We start from the raw sequence: 16,438 nt of genomic DNA, 5'->3' as shown, positions 1-16,438 counted from the left end.
TCCCTTAGCCTTGCGTGCCGTTTCGCGTCATGGTCGCCGCCACGGCCGCACTGATCGCGGTTTCGACGCGCAGTCGTCGGTCGAGCTTCTCTTTGAAATCCTGGCCGGCCGCTTTGGCTGCGTCAGGAAGGCCTTCCCATTCGAGCGAAGCGCCCTTGAGGTCGCCATTGTTGAGCTTGTCCTCGATACGGGCGATCATCGCCTCCGGCGTGTCTCCCTCGACGCTGCCGATCGGCCGGACGCGAATGCCCGACATCGCACTCGAATAGAGCCGGGCGAAGAAGCCCTCGTTCGGGTCGGGCTGATGGAGGGCGTCCAGCATCGCGGTCGCGGTTGCCGGAAATGCCTCGCGCAGATCAGTCCGGGTGGCGACGCCGGTCTTGGCGTCCCCGGCAAGCTCCTTCACCGCGGCGTCTTCAGGCGCGATGCTGCGTAGCGCGTCGAGTTCGGCGAGGAACGGCCCGCCGCGATCGATCGCGGTCTTCAGCGCGGTGACGGCGATCGCTTTCGCCATCTCGATGTCGTTCACCGGCTCGTTGAGCTTCTGTTCCGCCTGGTCGATGCGGCCGGCGAGTTCGGCCTTAGCGGTGTCCGCCGATTGCCGGGCGTCGGCGAGCTCGGTTTTCAGCGCGGCGATTTCCTTGGTGAGGTTGGCGACTTCCGCCTGGAGCGCCGTCACATCGGGTGCGTTCGCCGCCGAGGGGGCCGCCTGTTCCAGCGCGGCAAGGCGGCTTTCCAGCGGAGCAAGGTCGACCGCTCCTGCGGTCGCGGTCGGGCGCGACTGAAGCTCCGCCTTGATCGCTTCGATTTCGCCAGTCAGATTCTGCTCGACCGATCCAGTGCCGAAATCCGGCCCGGGTGCCGGTACATAGCCGGCATATTGCAAGACGCCAGCGCCGAGAAGCGCGACGAGACCGCCGAGGATGCCGGCGGCAAGCGCCCCGGCGCTCGTCCCCTGCCTTCTCTTCGGTTCGGCTGTCGCGCCGCTGCTTAGATGTGGAGGCTCCTCGTCGAAAGCGGCGGCAGCCGCGTTGGCGCGCTCCTCCTCGGTTTCCGCTTTCCGTTCGGCCGCTTCTTCTACGGCCTTCTCCGCCTCGACGTCGTCCGCCGCAGGTCCGGTCGCGTCCGGCGCCGCTGTCGCCGAGATCTCCGCCGGCTCGTCGGTCACCGGCTCCTGGCTGGCGATCGATTCCGTCTCTTCTGTGACGGTTCTCTCCGCCTCGAGATCGATCGTCAGCGGTTCCTTTTCCGGTTGCGAGCGGCGCGGCGGCTTCTCCGATACCATAGTGACCTCTTACCGTTCTGTCGGGCTCTCAAAGCCAAACCTAGTCAGGGAAGTGCAACAGGGAAAGTCCCCGAGCCTCGTTTTTGCGGCATTTGCCTTAGATGACCTGACGGACGGCGGGAAGTCAGCGGAAAATCGTCGCTGTCTTTGCTGATCCCGCCTCAGAGGATCTTCAGCAGGCTTTCCTCGTCGGGCGCGATTGCCACTTCTGCCGCGGCGCCGGCTGGCAGTGCCTCTTTGACGGTGGCGCTGAGGCAGAGGTAACGCCCGGAAAAGTCGGCGCAATCAACGCCGCTGTCGCGCATCAGCGCGACAAGGCGCCGGGCCGTTTCGCGTGAGTAGAGCAGCACCGCGTCGAACGGGCCGGAGCGGGTGAGAGTCGCCAGCGTTTCCGGCGGATGGTCAACGGGAATCATCCGGTAGCATTCGACGGTCACGTGATCGATCGCCCGCTGACGAAGCGCATGTTCGAAGCCATCGGCCCGCGGCAAGCCGGCGAAATAAAGCAGAGATCCGGTTCCGGGGCCAAGAAAGCCGGCAACCGTTTCCGCCAGCGCTTCGCCCGTTCCCGCTCCGACCCTTACGTCAGTGAAGCCGAGATCGGCGGCGGCGGCCGCTGTCGCCGCACCGACGGCAAAAAGCGGTGTTGCCAGATGCGGCTCAAGGGCGGGACCAAGCCCGGCCAGAACCCGGATCGCTTCGGCACTGGTGACGGCAATCGCGTCATGGGGCCGCTCGAAGCCGGCGCGGAGCGCGGCGACAAAATGCTGCGCCTGAATCAGCGGCAGGACGATGGGCTGGTGTCCCATCGCTTCGAGTTTCAGCGCCGTTCTTTCGGCTGCCGGCTGCGGACGGGTGACGAGCACGCGCATCGCTCAGGTCCAGCTCGAAAAGAACCCCGGCCCGGCCTTGGCGCGGATCTGCTCTCCGGCCTTGCGCCCAAGTTCCGCCGCCTCCACAGCCTTGCCGTCGATTTCGACCCGATGCGACGTGGTGCCGTCCGGCATCAGGATCATGCCGGAGAAGCGGATATGTGTGCCGTCTGACTGGGCGTAGCCGGCAATCGGCGTGCGACAGGAGCCGTCGAGCGTCGCCAGGAAGCCGCGCTCGCAGGCGACCGCCTCATGGGTGCGCGGGTCGTCGATTGCGGCAAGCAGCGTGTTCACCCGCTCGTCGCCGATGCGGCTTTCGATGCAGATCGCGCCCTGGGCCGGCGCCGGCGGAAACGCCTCGGGATCGAGCAGTTCGGTCGGCACGTCGATCATTCCCAGCCGCTTCAGCCCGGCATAGGCGAGCAGCGTACCGTCGACCTGGCCCTCGGCGAGCTTGCGTAGCCGGGTCTCGACCTGACCGCGATAGGTGATCACGTTGATGTCGGGCCTCAGACGCCGGATCAGCGCCTGGCGGCGCAGCGATGACGAGCCGACGGTGGCGCCCTCGGGCAGATCGACCAGCTTCGGGGCGGTTCGTCCGACGAAGGCGTCGCGGATATCCTCGCGCGGCAGGAAGGCGGAGAGAAACAGCCCGTCGGGCAGCTTCGTCGGCATGTCTTTCGACGAATGGACCGCGAAGTCGAGATCGCTCGAAAGAAGCTGCTGTTCGAGCTCCTCGGTGAACAGGCCCTTGCCGCCGATCTCGGCGAGCGGCCGGTCGGTGATCCGGTCGCCCTTGGTCGACAGCACCACGACCTCGAACATTTCCGGCGGCAAGCCATGGGCGGCGGCCAGTCGGTCGCGCGTCTCATGCGTCTGGGCGAGCGCCAGCGGGCTGCCGCGCGTGCCGATGCGGAAAGGTTTTGTTTGCATCCCTGGCCATCCGTTGTTACTGCATGGTTCCTTAAATCGGAAGCGATTTAAGGATAAAACCATGCAGCACTTCAAAGCGTTACAGCGTCCTTTGTGCCTCTGACAGACGCATGGCGCTGTAGGAGTTCCGTGTAGCCACCTTTACGGGTGACCGCAATCTTTGAGTATACCACGTCATGTCCCCGCCTTTGCGCATCCTCGGCATTGAAACAAGCTGCGATGAAACCGCGGCTTCCGTCGTGTTGCGGGATGAGGAAGGCGGCGGCCGAATCCTCGGCGACGTGGTGCTGAGCCAGCTCGAAGAGCACAGCGCCTATGGTGGCGTCGTGCCGGAGATCGCCGCGCGCGCCCATGTCGAGGCGCTGGATACGCTGATCGAGGAAGCGCTTCTGCGCGCCGGGGTGACGCTCAAGGACATCGATGCGATCGCCGCGACCAGCGGTCCCGGACTGATCGGCGGTCTGATCGTCGGGCTGATGACCGGCAAGGCGATCGCCCGGGCGACCGGCAAGCCGCTCTACGCAGTCAACCATCTCGAAGGCCACGCCCTGACGGCGCGGCTGACGGACGGGCTTTCCTTTCCCTATCTGATGCTGCTCGTCTCGGGCGGCCACACGCAGCTGATCCTGGTCAAGGGCGTCGGCGACTATGAGCGCTGGGGCACGACGATCGACGACGCGCTCGGCGAAGCCTTCGACAAGACGGCGAAATTGCTCGGCCTTCCCTATCCGGGCGGGCCCGCGGTGGAACGGGCGGCGGCCCGTAACGGCAACCCTGAACGCTTCGACTTTCCCCGGCCGCTCGTCGGCGATGCGCGGCTCGATTTCTCCTTTTCCGGCCTGAAGACGGCGGTGCGGCAGGCCGCGCAATCGCTGGAACCAGTCACGGAACAGGATATCGCCGACATCTGCGCCTCGTTCCAGCGCGCTATTGCGCGGACGCTGAAGGATCGCGTCGGCCGTGGGCTGAAGCGGTTCACGGGCGAATATCAATCGGTCGATCGGCCGGCGCTGGTCGTTGCCGGGGGCGTGGCCGCCAACCAGACGCTCCGGCAAACTCTGCAGTCGCTCTGCGACGGGCAGGGCTTCCGCTTCGTCGCGCCGCCGCTTCAGCTTTGCACTGACAATGCGGCGATGATCGCCTGGGCAGGCGCCGAGCGGCTAGCGGCGGGGCTCCCGGCCGATGGACTCAATGTCGCGCCGCGTTCCCGCTGGCCGCTCGATAGCGAGGCGCAGGCTTTGATCGGCTCCGGCAAACGCGGCGCCAAGGCATGACGGACAGAAGATGAGTGCTAACCAAACGATCGCGCCAAAGATCGTCGTCGTCGGTGCGGGCGCATTCGGGACGGCCCTTGCGGCTGTTGCGGCGGCAAAGGCCAATGCGGACGTGACGCTGCTTTCGCGCCGCGAGGAAGTGGCGGCGGAATGCCGCCTGACCGGCCGCAACGAAAAGGCTTTGCCCGGCATCGCGCTTCCGGCCAGGCTTGCCTTTTCCGCCGACGCCGCCGCGCTGGCGGGAGCCGATATCGTGCTTTTCGCGATGCCGTCGCAGGAACACCGGAGCGCGGCGCAGACCTATGGCGCGGCGATCGGCGCCGATGCGATGATCGTCACCTGCGCCAAGGGCATGGAGCAATCGACCGGCCGGCTGTTGACCGAGCTGCTTGCAGATGAATTGCCTGGGCACAGGATCGGCGTTCTCTCGGGACCTGGCTTTGCTGCCGACATTGCCAAAGGTCTGCCGACCGCCATGGTGGTCGCTGCGCCCGACATGGCAGTTGCGACGCAACTGGCCGAAGCGCTGTCCGGACCGACCTTCCGGCTCTACCCGTCGACTGACCGCATCGGCGTGCAACTTGGCGGCGCGCTCAAGAACGTGCTGGCGATCGCCTGCGGCATCGTCGAAGGGGCCGGCCTTGGCGATTCCGCCCGCGCGGCGCTGATCTCCCGCGGCCTTGCGGAAATGTCGCGCTTCATTGCCGCACGGAGCGGCGAGGCCGATACGGTGCGCGGCCTGTCGGGTCTCGGCGACCTCGTTCTGACGGCGACCAGCCACCAGTCCCGCAATCTGCGTTTCGGCATCGCGCTCGGCGAGAACGGCCGTGCCGACGGCAGCGGCGGCGAACTCGTCGAAGGTGCCTTTGCCGCATCGGTGGCGGCGCGCGTGGCACAGGACCTCGGCATCGAGATGCCGGTCACCGAGGCCGTCGCCGCAATCATCGACGGCAGGCTCGATGTGCGCACAGCTCTCGAACAATTAATGTCGCGGCCGATCACCCAGGAGTGATCCGCGCCCGCGCAATCTCATAGGAGGAACCATGCTCTTCGCACTGCTCTGCACGGACAAGCCCGGCGCCCTGCAATTGAGGCTCGACACGCGGCCCGGCCATCTCGCCTATCTCAACGACCTCAACGCCAAAGGCATTCTGAAGATCGCCGGCCCCTTTCTCGGCGACGACGGCAAGCCGACGGGAAGCCTGGTGATCGTCAAGGCCGAGACGCTCGACGAGGCTGAGGCGATCGCCGCGGCCGATCCCTATGCCAAGGCGGGCCTCTTCGCCAGTGTCGAGATCAAGGCCTACAACTGGGTCTTCAACAATCCGGAGGCGTGAGGGAGCGATGGCGCACTGGCTCTATAAATCCGAACCGAACAAATGGTCCTGGCAGATGCAGAAGGATGCCGGCGAGAAGGGCACCGAGTGGACCGGCGTGCGCAACTACCTGGCGCGCAACAACATGCGGGCGATGAAGATCGGCGACAAGGGCTTCTTCTATCATTCCAACGAGGGACTGGAGATCGTCGGCGTCACCGAAGTCTGCGCGCTTTCGCATCCGGACTCCACCGCTGACGGCGATGCCCGCTGGGACTGCGTCGACATCCGCGCCGTGATCGACATGCCGCGTCCGGTCTCCTTGAAGGAAATCAAGGAAAACCCGAAACTCGCCAAGATGTCGCTGGTGACCTCGATGCGCCTCTCCGTCCAGCCAGTGACCGAGGACGAGTGGATCGAGGTCTGCCGCATGGGTGGGCTCGACAACCCGCCGAAGTAACTGCTCTCGGCGCACGCCCCCCGAGTCTCCAATCTTGAAAACCGATCCGGAAAGCTTCATCCGCGCCAATACCGGCATTCTCTCGCCGCCGCATGTCCCGGAGATCCGGCTGCATCTTGCGAGCGAAGCGCATGACCTGTGGCTGAAGACCGAGGAGGAACTGGAGGCGATCGGCCTGCCGCCGCCCTTCTGGGCCTTTGCCTGGGCGGGCGGGCAGGGTCTCGCCCGCTATGTCCTCGATCATCCGGAGGTGGTGCGCGGCCGCCGCGTCGTCGATTTCGCCTCCGGCTCCGGTCTCGTGGCGATTGCCGCCATGCTGGCCGGCGCCGCCGAGGTTCTCGCCGTGGATATCGATCCCTGGGCCGAAACGGCCGTGCGGCTCAATGCGGATCTGAATGGCGTTGAAGTGAAGTTTCTCGGCGAGGACATCATCGGCCGCGAGTGTGAGGCCGACGTCTATCTCGCCGGCGACGTCTTTTACGACAAGGGCTTTGCCGATCTGCTGCAGCCCTGGTTCGAGACGCTCGGGAGCGCCGGTGCCGCGGTTCTCGTCGGCGATCCGGGGCGCGCCTATTGCCCGCGCGAGCGGCTGGCGGCGCTTGCGACCTATGAGGTGCCGGTCACAAGAGCCCTTGAGGACAGCGAAGTGAAGCGGACCACGGTCTGGCGGTTTGGGGCGGACAATATCGACAATCGCTAACGCGGGTCACTCAGGCTACGGCCGGACAACGCAGACGCCGTGCTCCCAGGCGCAGGCGCTGGCATTGGTCTGCGGCGAGACGACGATGATCTTCGGGCGCTCGGCCGGCGGGGTGACCTCGAGGTCGTCTCCGGCGATATAGGAATAGCTGCCGGCCTGGCTGAAATAGATGCCGTTGCCCACATCCTCGTAGGCCGAAAGATTGCCGGCATAGGTGCCGAGGCCGGGAATTCCGGAGGGGAAATCATAGCCGCCGTCGATGTCGCCGCTGTAGCGGCCGGCACCGTAACCCCTTCCGTCTATAACGATCCAGGGGCCGCGATTGCGGTCACGTCGCGTGAAGTGAGAGGGCCAGTGCTTGCGGCGGATGTGGCGCGTGCGGGTTTGGACGTCGCCCAGGCCTCCCGTCTCGAAGGACGAGAAGCCGTCGATGCTGGAGTTGACGGAGCGGTGGCGCCGGTGGCCGGCGAAATGGCGATGGTGCCGCGCTTTGCGCCAGGCGCGGTGCGGAGCGCGATCGTTGAGCCGGACATGCCGCACGCGCGTCTCCACCTGCGAGAGACCTCCACCGCTTTCGGCGGTTGCCGGGAGGCCGGCGGGGATTGCCAGGGCGAAGGCCAGGAGTAGAACTTTGGTCACATGGACCGCGCGCAACAGATTCATTCTGCCATGCCCTTTGGATGCGGTTAACGAATTCTTAACCGCATCCTGCTGCAAGCGCAGCCAAATGTCACGGATTCGATTGGCTTTTCCGCCCGTATCGTTAACGGCCGTGTGTCTCCGGCAGGCCGAAAAATGCCGCTTTTCGTCTAATCGATTTTATTTATTTTGCACTGCAAACATACTTGTCGTTAAGCAATATGGTGATTAAAGGTCCGAATGACTGAATTGCGCACAATCAGGTGCGATACCGGATTAGAATAGTCTAGTTTAAGGGCGAGGAATCCGGTCATTTCGTGAGGTTCCGATGACGGATGTCACAAGAAGCCGGCCGCTCTCGCCGCATCTTCAAATCTACAAGCCAATTCCCACCATGGTCATGTCGATCATGCACCGCATTACCGGCGGCGCACTCTATTTCGGCACGATCCTGGTTGCCTGGTGGCTGATCGCCGCCGCCTCGGGCGCGGCCTACTACGACTGGGTCAATTGGCTGTTCGGCACGCTGATCGGCAAGCTCGTGCTCTTCGGCTACACCTGGGTACTGATGCACCACATGCTGGGCGGCCTGCGGCATCTCGTCTGGGATCTCGGCTACGGCTACGAAAAGCATTTCGCGACGAAGATGGCCAAGGCGACGCTCGCCGGATCGGTGACGCTGACGCTCGTCATCTGGATCATCGGCGCTCTGCTTCGCTGACGGGGGACTAACCATGGATATGCGCACACCCCTCGGCAAGGTTCGCGGCCTCGGCTCGGCCAAGGAAGGCACAGACCACTTCTGGCGCCAGCGCTTGACGGCCGTTTCCAATATTCCGCTGTTGATCTTCTTCGTCTTCTTCGTCGCCCGCTATGCCGGTGCGTCGCATGCAGAGCTCCTCGCGGCACTCGCCAATCCGTTCGTCGCGGTGATCCTTGGCCTCGTCGTGGCCTCGGCGCTCATCCACATGCGGATCGGCATGCAGGTCATCATCGAGGACTATGTTCATGCGGAGGGCGTCAAGATCGCGCTTCTCATGCTCAATACATTCTTTGCGATCGCGATCGGCGGGCTCTTTCTTTTCGCCATCCTGAAGATCGCTTTTGCAGGGTAATTTCGTTATGGCATCGATCAGTTCACCCGCTGCAAACGGCAAGGCCTACCAATATGTCGACCATGCCTTCGACGTCGTCGTCGTCGGCGCCGGCGGCGCAGGCCTGCGCGCGACCCTCGGCATGGCCGAACAGGGCCTCAAGACCGCCTGCATCACCAAGGTCTTCCCGACGCGCTCCCACACGGTCGCGGCACAGGGCGGCATCGCCGCCTCGCTGCAGAACATGACGCCCGACTGTTGGCAATGGCATCTCTACGATACGGTCAAGGGCTCGGACTGGCTCGGCGACGTCGACGCCATGCAATATCTCGCCATGGAAGCGCCAAAGGCCGTCTACGAGCTCGAGCACTACGGCGTGCCCTTCTCGCGCAACGAAGAAGGCAAGATCTACCAGCGGCCCTTCGGCGGCCACATGCAGAATTACGGCGAAGGCCCACCGGTACAGCGCACCTGTGCGGCCGCCGACCGCACCGGCCATGCAATCCTGCACACGCTCTACGGCCAGTCGCTCCGTAACAACGCCGAATTCTTCATCGAGTATTTCGCCCTCGACCTGATCATGTCGGATGACGGCCGCTGCACCGGCGTCGTCGCCTGGAATCTCGACGACGGCACGATCCATCGTTTCGCGGCCAAAATGGTGGTGCTGGCGACCGGCGGCTACGGCCGCGCCTATTTCTCGGCGACCTCGGCGCATACCTGCACCGGCGACGGTGGCGGCATGATCGCCCGCGCCGGCCTGCCGCTGCAGGACATGGAATTCGTACAGTTCCACCCGACCGGCATCTACGGCGCCGGCTGCCTGATCACCGAAGGCGCACGCGGCGAGGGCGGTTATCTGGTCAATTCGGAAGGCGAGCGCTTCATGGAGCGCTACGCCCCTTCGGCCAAGGACCTTGCCTCGCGCGACGTCGTTTCGCGCTGCATGACGATGGAAATCCGCGAAGGCCGCGGCGTCGGCAAGAACAAGGACCACATCTTCCTTCATCTCGACCACCTCGATCCGGCGGTCCTGCACGAGCGCCTGCCGGGCATTTCGGAATCGGCAAAAATCTTCGCCGGCGTCGACGTTACCCGCGAGCCGATCCCGGTGCTGCCGACCGTCCACTACAACATGGGCGGCATCCCGACCAATTACTGGGGTGAGGTGCTGAACGCCGACGCTCAGAACCCCGAGCGCCTCGCGCCCGGCCTGATGGCTGTCGGCGAAGCGGGCTGCGCCTCGGTGCACGGCGCCAACCGTCTCGGCTCGAACTCGCTGATCGACCTCGTCGTCTTCGGCCGCGCCGCGGCGATCCGCGCCGGCCAGGTGATCGACCGCAACGAGGCGGTGCCGGAGGTCGACACGGCTTCCTGCGACCGGATCATGGAACGCTTCGACCGGTTGCGCCATGCCAGGGGCGGAACGCCGACGGCGGTACTGCGCGACAAGATGCAGCGCGCCATGCAGGAAGACGCGGCGGTGTTCCGCACCCAGGAATCGCTCGAGTCCGGCTGCCGGCGCCTGTCGGCGATCTGGAAGGAAATGCCGGACGTCAAGGTCACCGACCGCTCGATGATCTGGAACTCCGATCTCGTCGAGACGCTGGAGCTCGAAAACCTGATGGCCAACGCCATCACCACGGTCTACGGCGCCGAGGCACGCAAGGAAAGCCGCGGCGCGCATGCCCGCGAAGACTATAAGGACGGCCCGCTCGGCGGCCGGGACGATGACAACTGGCGCAAGCACACGCTCGCCTGGGTCAACGAGACCGGCGACGTCCGGCTCGAATATCGGCCGGTTCACACCGAGCTGATCGCCGGTGGCATCGATCCGAAAAAGATCGCGCCGAAGGCGCGCGTCTACTGATCTCGAGGACTAAGGCACATGGTTGAACTCGCTCTTCCGAAGAACTCGCAGGTCAATGAAGGCAAGGTCTGGCCGAAGCCGGTTGGCGCGACCAATCTGCGCGAATACCGCGTCTACCGCTGGAACCCCGACGACGGCAAAAACCCGCGGATCGATACCTATTACATCGATGTCGACGATTGCGGCCCGATGGTTCTCGACGGGCTGCTCTACATCAAGAACAACATCGATCCGACGCTGACGCTGCGCCGCTCCTGCCGCGAGGGCATCTGCGGCTCCTGCGCGATGAACATCGACGGCACCAACACACTCGCCTGTACCAAGGGCATGGACGAGGTGAAGGGATCGGTGAAGGTCTATCCGCTGCCGCATATGCCGGTCGTCAAGGACCTGGTGCCTGATCTCACCAATTTCTACGCCCAGCATCGCTCGATCGAGCCGTGGCTGAAGACGGTGTCGCCGACGCCGGCCAAGGAGTGGAAGCAGAGCCACGAGGACCGGCAGAAGCTCGACGGCCTCTACGAATGCATCCTCTGCGCCTGCTGTTCGACCTCCTGTCCAAGCTACTGGTGGAACGGAGACCGCTATCTCGGTCCGGCTGTCCTGCTGCAGGCCTATCGCTGGCTGATCGACTCCAGAGACGAGGCGACCGGCGAGCGGCTCGACAATCTCGAGGATCCGTTCCGTCTCTACCGCTGCCACACGATCATGAACTGCGCCCAGGCCTGTCCGAAGGGGCTGAATCCGGCGAGAGCGATCGGCGAGATCAAGAAGATGCTGGTCGAGCGCCGATTCTAAAGCGTCCCGGTTTCAAAAAAATCATCCGAATCCGACGGCGGGCCAAGTGCCCGCCGTTCGCTTTTTCACGGCGCTCGCATCGACGTGTCGCTAAGTGAATTGAAAGCCGTCGCGAGGCGCATAGGTAATAGAGAGTGGAGGTCGCCGATGCTTCTCGCTCGCCTGCTTGTCGCGTTTGCCGTGAGTTGTCTCTTGCTGTCGCCGGGGCGGGCCGCCGAGCCGCAATATGCGATCTTCGCCGGCGGCTGTTTCTGGTGCGTCGAGAGCGATTTCGATGACGTGCCGGGCGTTGTCGAGACGATTTCGGGCTATGCCGGCGGCAAGAGCGAACATCCGACCTACCAAGACTATGCGAAGGGCGGCCACCGGGAGGTGGTGCGGATCAAGTTCGATCCGGACAAGGTTTCCTACGCGGAACTCGTCGGCGTGCTGTTCCGCACGACAGACCCGACCGATGGCGGCGGCCAGTTCTGCGATCGCGGGTTCTCCTATTCGACGGCGATCTACGCGCTCGATGAGCAGCAGGCGATGCAGGCGAAGGCCGAGAAAATCAAGGCCGAGGCGGAACTCGGCAGGCCCATCGTGACGCCGGTCGAGGGGCCCGCGAAGTTCTGGCCTGCCGAAGGCTACCACCAGGATTTCGCGGCGCGGAATCCGATCCGCTATTGGTACTACCGAAATGGCTGCGGGCGGAACCGGGCGGTCGAGGCGCTTTGGGGCGAGCGCGCCTATGCAGGCGTCAGCCATTGAGCGCGCCCTTCTTCCCGGGCGAGTAGACGGAAGCGGGTTTTTACGCCTCACCATAAGCGTTTCCATCGTGCAACAGCCAAGGCCGAAATGTGGTGCCTTGATCTCACTGGTGGATTTGCTGTAATTCGGCCTTTATTATCGCATTGCATCATGGTTCGCGGACAATATCGGGGGTAAAGACATGCGGGTTTTTCATGCGGCAGCGGGGCTTGTTATTGTGCTTGCGCTGACCGGATGCCAGCGGACATCCTTTGGCGGCTTCGGTTCTCAGGATGTTTCTGCCGCGCCTGCTCCCCTGCAAGCGCAACCGGTGCCGTCGGTCTCGGCGGGCCAGCTCCCGGATCCGACGACGAGCACCTCGCAGTTCCCGAGCGCTCCGACGGGCACGCCGGCCGGCGCGCCCGCGGGCACGCAGGTGGCCGCCGCCACCAACGCCCTCGACGTGACGAAGGAATCGATGGTCGGCAACTGGCGCGTTTCGAGCGCGGGCAGCTCCTGCGACATGTTCCTGACGCTGACCAATCTCGGCAGCGGCTCGCGCGGCGGCACGCGCGGCTGCGCCGGCGAACTGACGGCGATGGGATCGTGGGAAGTGGCCGGCAAGCAGGTCGTGCTCAAGGATCGCAGCGGCAATCCGATCGCCCGCCTCTACAAGACCGCGGATTCGCGCTTCGACGGCTCGACCAATGGCGGCCAGCCGGTCAGCCTTAGCCGCTGACGCGATCCTCGGTCCGGCTTCTTGCCGGACCTCGAGACGGCCTGTCGTCGGGGTGGGGCTTCCGCCTGCAGCCTTAAGTCTCACCTCCCAAAACAGCCCCTGGTACATCCAGGTGCACCGTGCTCAATCCTGACGACAGTATTCTTCACAGGCTCGAGGCGCTCGTTGCGGCCGGAGAGCGGCAGCGCGACCCGGCGCAATTTACCATCGCAAGACGGCTCGACCATCTGACGGCGGAGCTGATCGCCAGCCGGCCGTCGCGCAAGGCCAACGCACTCGGCTGGCTGTTTGCGGCCCGCAAGAAAGACCAGGCGCCGGTCAAGGGTCTTTACATCCATGGCGGCGTCGGCCGCGGCAAGACCATGCTGATGGACATGTTCTTCGACGCGGTGCCGATACAGCGCAAGCGGCGCGCCCATTTCCACGAGTTCATGGCGGATGTGCACGAGCGCATCTACAAGCACCGGCAGAGGCTGAAGAACGGCGAGACCAAGCAGGCCGATCCGATCCCGCCGGTCGCGTCCGAGCTCTTCGCCGAGGCGCGGCTCCTGTGCTTCGACGAATTCTCGGTGACCGACATTGCAGACGCGATGATCCTCGGACGGCTCTTCGGCGAGCTCTTCGCCAAGGGCTGCGTGCTCGTCGCGACCTCGAACGTGGAGCCCTCCGAGCTTTATCGCGACGGCCTCAACCGTGGGCTGTTTCTGCCTTTCATCGATCTCCTGAAGGCCCATGCGGAGATCATTTCGCTCGACACGGAAACCGACTATCGCCTGCGTATGACGGATGGGAATCCCGTCTGGCTGTCGCCGCTCGGACCGGAAACGGAAGCGGCTATGGATCGCGCCTGGTATGTCGCGACCAACGGCGCGCCCGCAATCTCGGCGGAGATCGGCCGAAAGGGTCGGAAAATCCGTGTGCCAGGCGCCGTCGGCCACTGCGCCCGCTTCTCCTTTGCCGATCTCTGCGCACAGCCGCTCGGGGCGGCCGACTACCTCGCCATCCTGTCGCAATACAGGACGATCTTCCTCGACCACGTTCCGCATCTCGGGCCGCATATGCGCAACGAGACGAAGCGCTTCATCATCCTCATCGACGCGCTCTATGATCAGGGCGCCCGTCTCTTCGCCTCGGCGGTCGCCGAACCGGAACGGCTGCTGATCGCCAAGAAGGGAACGGAAGGGTTTGAATTCGACCGTACGGTTTCCCGTCTGATCGAGATGCAAAGCGAGGAATATGCCGCGCAACATACTGAAAACACGGCGGTTCCATGACGTAATGGTGACAGCAATTCTTACCTTTACGTAAGAATTTATTGATCTAACCGATTGAATTTGCTCTGTCGAAAACTATGGATTGATATTTTACCATTTGCCGTTTAAGGGCTTTCCGCGAAGGTTTGGCGTTTGCCGCGTTTCAGGCCTCGATCATGGATCACAAAGGAAGCACTTTCATGGCGCGCAACAAGATCGCACTTATTGGTTCAGGGATGATTGGTGGCACGCTGGCGCACCTCGCCGGCCTCAAGGAACTGGGCGACATCGTCCTGTTCGACATTGCCGACGGCATCCCCCAGGGTAAGGGCCTCGACATCGCCCAGTCCTCGCCGGTCGAAGGTTTCGACGCATCGCTGACGGGCGCCAGCGACTATTCGGCGATCGAAGGTGCCGACGTCTGCATCGTCACCGCCGGCGTTCCGCGCAAGCCCGGCATGAGCCGCGACGACCTGCTCGGCATCAACCTGAAGGTCATGGAACAGGTCGGCGCCGGCATCAAGAAATATGCTCCGAACGCCTTCATCATCTGCATCACCAACCCGCTCGACGCCATGGTCTGGGCGCTGCAGAAGTTCTCCGGCCTGCCGAAGAACAAGGTCGTCGGCATGGCCGGCGTGCTTGACTCTTCGCGCTTCCGGCTCTTCCTTTCCCAGGAATTCAACGTCTCGGTTCAGGACATCACCGCCTTCGTTCTTGGCGGCCATGGCGACACGATGGTGCCGCTCGCCCGTTATTCGACCGTTGCCGGCATTCCGTTGACCGACCTCGTGCAGATGGGCTGGGTCACCAAGGACCGCCTCGAAGAAATCATCCAGCGCACCCGTGACGGCGGCGCCGAGATCGTCGGCCTTCTGAAGACCGGCTCGGCCTATTACGCGCCGGCCGCTTCCGCGATCGAGATGGCTGAAGCCTATCTCAAGGACAAGAAGCGCGTGCTGCCCTGCGCGGCGCACCTCTCCGGCCAGTACGGCGTCAAGGACATGTATGTCGGCGTGCCGACGGTGATCGGCGCCGGCGGCGTCGAGCGCATCATCGAGATCGACCTCAACAAGGGCGAGAAGGAAGCCTTCGACAAGTCGGTCGCGGCTGTCGCCGGTCTTTGCGAAGCCTGCATCGGCATCGCTCCCAGCCTGAAGCAGTAATCGCCTCCCGTCGGGCGGACATCCAGATCCGCTCGGCCTCTTTGTTTTTGCCGCATTAGTGCGTAGGTGCCCCACCTGCCCGCACGATGCTCCAGACAGGAAAACAACCATGAACATTCATGAGTATCAGGCCAAGGCTCTCCTGAAGAGCTATGGCGCGCCGGTCGCGGAAGGTGTCGCGATCTTTTCCGCCGCCGAGGCTGAAGCCGCTGCCAAGTCGCTCCCGGGCCCGCTTTACGTGGTCAAGAGCCAGATCCATGCCGGCGGTCGCGGCAAGGGCAAGTTCAAGGAACTTTCCGCCGACGCCAAGGGCGGCGTGCGTCTCGCCTTCTCGGTCGATGAAGCCAAGGCTCATGCCAAGGAAATGCTCGGCAACACGCTCGTCACCGCGCAGACCGGTGCTGCCGGCAAGCAGGTGAACCGCCTCTACATCGAGGACGGTGCCGACATCGATCGCGAACTCTATCTTTCGCTGCTCGTCGACCGCTCGGTCGGCCAGATCGCCTTCGTCGTTTCGACGGAAGGCGGCATGGACATCGAGGCTGTTGCGCACGACACGCCGGAAAAGATCGTCAACGTCGCGATCAACCCGGAAGCTGGCGTCACCGCCGCTGATCTCGCCAAGCTCACCTCGGCCCTGAAGCTTGAAGGCGAAGCCAAGGCTGACGCCGAAAAGCTCTTCCCGATCCTTTACAAGGCCTTTGTCGAGAAGGACATGAGCTTGCTCGAGATCAACCCGCTGATCGTCATGAAGAACGGCCGCATGCGCGTTCTCGATGCCAAGGTCTCGTTCGACGGCAACGCCCTGTTCCGCCACGACGACATCAAGGCGCTGCGCGACGAAACCGAAGAAGACGCCAAGGAAATAGAGGCCTCCAAGTGGGATCTCGCCTATGTCGCGCTCGACGGCAACATCGGCTGCATGGTCAACGGCGCGGGTCTCGCCATGGCGACGATGGACATCATCAAGCTCTACGGCAAGGAGCCGGCGAACTTCTGCGACGTCGGCGGTGGCGCCGGCAAGGAGAAGGTCGCGGCAGCCTTCAAGATCATCACGGCTGACCCGAAGGTCGAGGGCATCCTCGTCAACATCTTCGGCGGCATCATGAAGTGCGATGTCATCGCTGAAGGTGTCGTTGCGGCCGTGCACGAAGTCGGCCTCAAGGTTCCGCTGGTCGTTCGTCTCGAAGGCACGAATGTCGAGCTTGGCAAGAAGATCCTGAACGAATCCGGCCTGGCGATCACCGCCGCCGACGATCTGGATGACGCTGCCAAGAAGATCGTCGCTGCGATCAACGGCTAACTGAAGG

Annotated in this window: 18 protein-coding genes; 14 read left to right on the top strand and 4 right to left on the bottom strand. The window is 63.9% G+C overall.

What is annotated here, in order from left to right:
* Positions 1-4: 4 nt before the first annotated feature.
* The 3 genes from ATC00_RS06570 to hemC all read right to left on the bottom strand — a co-directional run bounded on the left by ATC00_RS06570 (position 5) and on the right by hemC (position 3,090).
* Entirely contained in the window at positions 5-1,285 is a 1,281-nt protein-coding gene (locus ATC00_RS06570) for a COG4223 family protein (RefSeq protein ID WP_064252321.1), read from the bottom strand.
* 161 nt (positions 1,286-1,446) lie between these two features.
* The gene (locus tag ATC00_RS06565; protein WP_064252320.1) at positions 1,447-2,157 is read right to left on the bottom strand and encodes a uroporphyrinogen-III synthase; all 711 of its coding nucleotides are present in this window, start codon (positions 2,155-2,157) and stop codon (positions 1,447-1,449) included.
* Positions 2,158-2,160: 3 nt separating this feature from the next.
* Positions 2,161-3,090, bottom strand: a complete 930-nt coding sequence (gene hemC, locus ATC00_RS06560; protein ID WP_064252319.1) for a hydroxymethylbilane synthase — start codon at positions 3,088-3,090, stop codon at positions 2,161-2,163.
* A gap of 176 nt (positions 3,091-3,266) precedes the next feature.
* Here hemC and tsaD point away from each other — a divergent pair, with 176 nt between their 5' ends.
* Genes tsaD through ATC00_RS06535 form a run of 5 tightly spaced genes read left to right on the top strand, consistent with a single transcriptional unit; the run spans position 3,267 to position 6,840 of the window.
* Positions 3,267-4,364, top strand: a complete 1,098-nt coding sequence (gene tsaD, locus ATC00_RS06555; protein WP_064252318.1) for a tRNA (adenosine(37)-N6)-threonylcarbamoyltransferase complex transferase subunit TsaD — start codon at positions 3,267-3,269, stop codon at positions 4,362-4,364.
* A gap of 10 nt (positions 4,365-4,374) precedes the next feature.
* Complete coding sequence (locus tag ATC00_RS06550) at positions 4,375-5,376, top strand: NAD(P)H-dependent glycerol-3-phosphate dehydrogenase (RefSeq protein WP_037389841.1); 1,002 nt, start codon at positions 4,375-4,377, stop codon at positions 5,374-5,376.
* A 31-nt stretch (positions 5,377-5,407) separates the two neighbouring features.
* Positions 5,408-5,701 carry a YciI-like protein gene (locus ATC00_RS06545; protein ID WP_037389840.1) on the top strand — a complete coding sequence of 98 codons (294 nt, stop codon included), beginning with the start codon at positions 5,408-5,410 and terminating at the stop codon, positions 5,699-5,701.
* A 7-nt stretch (positions 5,702-5,708) separates the two neighbouring features.
* A complete protein-coding gene (locus ATC00_RS06540) occupies positions 5,709-6,140 on the top strand; it encodes an EVE domain-containing protein (protein ID WP_037389839.1) in 432 nt (143 codons plus the stop codon).
* 34 nt (positions 6,141-6,174) lie between these two features.
* Positions 6,175-6,840, top strand: coding sequence for a class I SAM-dependent methyltransferase (locus tag ATC00_RS06535; RefSeq protein ID WP_064252317.1), 666 nt, complete (start codon positions 6,175-6,177; stop codon positions 6,838-6,840).
* 15 nt (positions 6,841-6,855) lie between these two features.
* Here ATC00_RS06535 and ATC00_RS06530 read toward each other — a convergent pair whose 3' ends face one another.
* On the bottom strand, positions 6,856-7,503 hold the full coding sequence (locus ATC00_RS06530) for a hypothetical protein (RefSeq protein WP_064252316.1): 648 nt from the start codon (positions 7,501-7,503) through the stop codon (positions 6,856-6,858).
* A gap of 304 nt (positions 7,504-7,807) precedes the next feature.
* On the opposite strand from ATC00_RS06530, the gene sdhC reads away from it, so the two are divergent.
* From sdhC to sucC, 9 genes are all read left to right on the top strand, one after another.
* Entirely contained in the window at positions 7,808-8,200 is a 393-nt protein-coding gene (gene sdhC, locus ATC00_RS06525; RefSeq protein WP_064252315.1) for a succinate dehydrogenase, cytochrome b556 subunit, read from the top strand.
* 13 nt (positions 8,201-8,213) lie between these two features.
* Entirely contained in the window at positions 8,214-8,594 is a 381-nt protein-coding gene (gene sdhD, locus ATC00_RS06520; RefSeq protein ID WP_064252314.1) for a succinate dehydrogenase, hydrophobic membrane anchor protein, read from the top strand.
* Between the two features lie 7 nt (positions 8,595-8,601).
* Positions 8,602-10,443, top strand: coding sequence for a succinate dehydrogenase flavoprotein subunit (gene sdhA / locus ATC00_RS06515; RefSeq protein ID WP_064252313.1), 1,842 nt, complete (start codon positions 8,602-8,604; stop codon positions 10,441-10,443).
* Positions 10,444-10,461: 18 nt separating this feature from the next.
* Entirely contained in the window at positions 10,462-11,241 is a 780-nt protein-coding gene (locus ATC00_RS06510; protein WP_064252312.1) for a succinate dehydrogenase iron-sulfur subunit, read from the top strand.
* Between the two features lie 147 nt (positions 11,242-11,388).
* On the top strand, positions 11,389-11,991 hold the full coding sequence (gene msrA, locus ATC00_RS06505) for a peptide-methionine (S)-S-oxide reductase MsrA (protein ID WP_064252311.1): 603 nt from the start codon (positions 11,389-11,391) through the stop codon (positions 11,989-11,991).
* 181 nt (positions 11,992-12,172) lie between these two features.
* Positions 12,173-12,709, top strand: a complete 537-nt coding sequence (locus ATC00_RS06500; RefSeq protein ID WP_037389823.1) for a protease inhibitor Inh/omp19 family protein — start codon at positions 12,173-12,175, stop codon at positions 12,707-12,709.
* A 119-nt stretch (positions 12,710-12,828) separates the two neighbouring features.
* Positions 12,829-13,983 (top strand): cell division protein ZapE, encoded by a 1,155-nt coding sequence (gene zapE, locus ATC00_RS06495; protein WP_064252310.1) that lies wholly within the window; start codon positions 12,829-12,831, stop codon positions 13,981-13,983.
* 179 nt (positions 13,984-14,162) lie between these two features.
* Entirely contained in the window at positions 14,163-15,128 is a 966-nt protein-coding gene (gene mdh, locus ATC00_RS06490) for a malate dehydrogenase (protein WP_037389819.1), read from the top strand.
* 109 nt (positions 15,129-15,237) lie between these two features.
* Positions 15,238-16,431, top strand: a complete 1,194-nt coding sequence (gene sucC, locus ATC00_RS06485) for an ADP-forming succinate--CoA ligase subunit beta (protein ID WP_037389817.1) — start codon at positions 15,238-15,240, stop codon at positions 16,429-16,431.
* The last annotated feature ends 7 nt before the right edge of the window (positions 16,432-16,438 follow it).

This window comes from Sinorhizobium americanum (genome assembly GCF_001651855.1).
GTDB lineage: Bacteria > Pseudomonadota > Alphaproteobacteria > Rhizobiales > Rhizobiaceae > Sinorhizobium > Sinorhizobium americanum.
This window is presented reverse-complemented; position numbering and strand designations above follow the sequence as displayed.

What these genes read in the sequence shown, in the direction of transcription:
- sdhD (WP_064252314.1), top strand. Translation starts at nt 8,214, where the DNA reads ATGGATATGCGCACACCCCTCGGCAAGGTTCGCGGCCTCGGCTCGGCC.
- ATC00_RS06510 (WP_064252312.1), top strand. Translation starts at nt 10,462, where the DNA reads ATGGTTGAACTCGCTCTTCCGAAGAACTCGCAGGTCAATGAAGGCAAG.
- ATC00_RS06545 (WP_037389840.1), top strand. Translation starts at nt 5,408, where the DNA reads ATGCTCTTCGCACTGCTCTGCACGGACAAGCCCGGCGCCCTGCAATTG.
- tsaD (WP_064252318.1), top strand. Translation starts at nt 3,267, where the DNA reads ATGTCCCCGCCTTTGCGCATCCTCGGCATTGAAACAAGCTGCGATGAA.
- ATC00_RS06570 (WP_064252321.1), bottom strand. Translation starts at nt 1,285, where the DNA reads ATGGTATCGGAGAAGCCGCCGCGCCGCTCGCAACCGGAAAAGGAACCG.
- msrA (WP_064252311.1), top strand. Translation starts at nt 11,389, where the DNA reads ATGCTTCTCGCTCGCCTGCTTGTCGCGTTTGCCGTGAGTTGTCTCTTG.
- ATC00_RS06530 (WP_064252316.1), bottom strand. Translation starts at nt 7,503, where the DNA reads ATGAATCTGTTGCGCGCGGTCCATGTGACCAAAGTTCTACTCCTGGCC.
- ATC00_RS06550 (WP_037389841.1), top strand. Translation starts at nt 4,375, where the DNA reads ATGAGTGCTAACCAAACGATCGCGCCAAAGATCGTCGTCGTCGGTGCG.
- sdhC (WP_064252315.1), top strand. Translation starts at nt 7,808, where the DNA reads ATGACGGATGTCACAAGAAGCCGGCCGCTCTCGCCGCATCTTCAAATC.
- ATC00_RS06565 (WP_064252320.1), bottom strand. Translation starts at nt 2,157, where the DNA reads ATGCGCGTGCTCGTCACCCGTCCGCAGCCGGCAGCCGAAAGAACGGCG.
- mdh (WP_037389819.1), top strand. Translation starts at nt 14,163, where the DNA reads ATGGCGCGCAACAAGATCGCACTTATTGGTTCAGGGATGATTGGTGGC.
- ATC00_RS06500 (WP_037389823.1), top strand. Translation starts at nt 12,173, where the DNA reads ATGCGGGTTTTTCATGCGGCAGCGGGGCTTGTTATTGTGCTTGCGCTG.
- hemC (WP_064252319.1), bottom strand. Translation starts at nt 3,090, where the DNA reads ATGCAAACAAAACCTTTCCGCATCGGCACGCGCGGCAGCCCGCTGGCG.
- ATC00_RS06540 (WP_037389839.1), top strand. Translation starts at nt 5,709, where the DNA reads ATGGCGCACTGGCTCTATAAATCCGAACCGAACAAATGGTCCTGGCAG.
- sdhA (WP_064252313.1), top strand. Translation starts at nt 8,602, where the DNA reads ATGGCATCGATCAGTTCACCCGCTGCAAACGGCAAGGCCTACCAATAT.
- sucC (WP_037389817.1), top strand. Translation starts at nt 15,238, where the DNA reads ATGAACATTCATGAGTATCAGGCCAAGGCTCTCCTGAAGAGCTATGGC.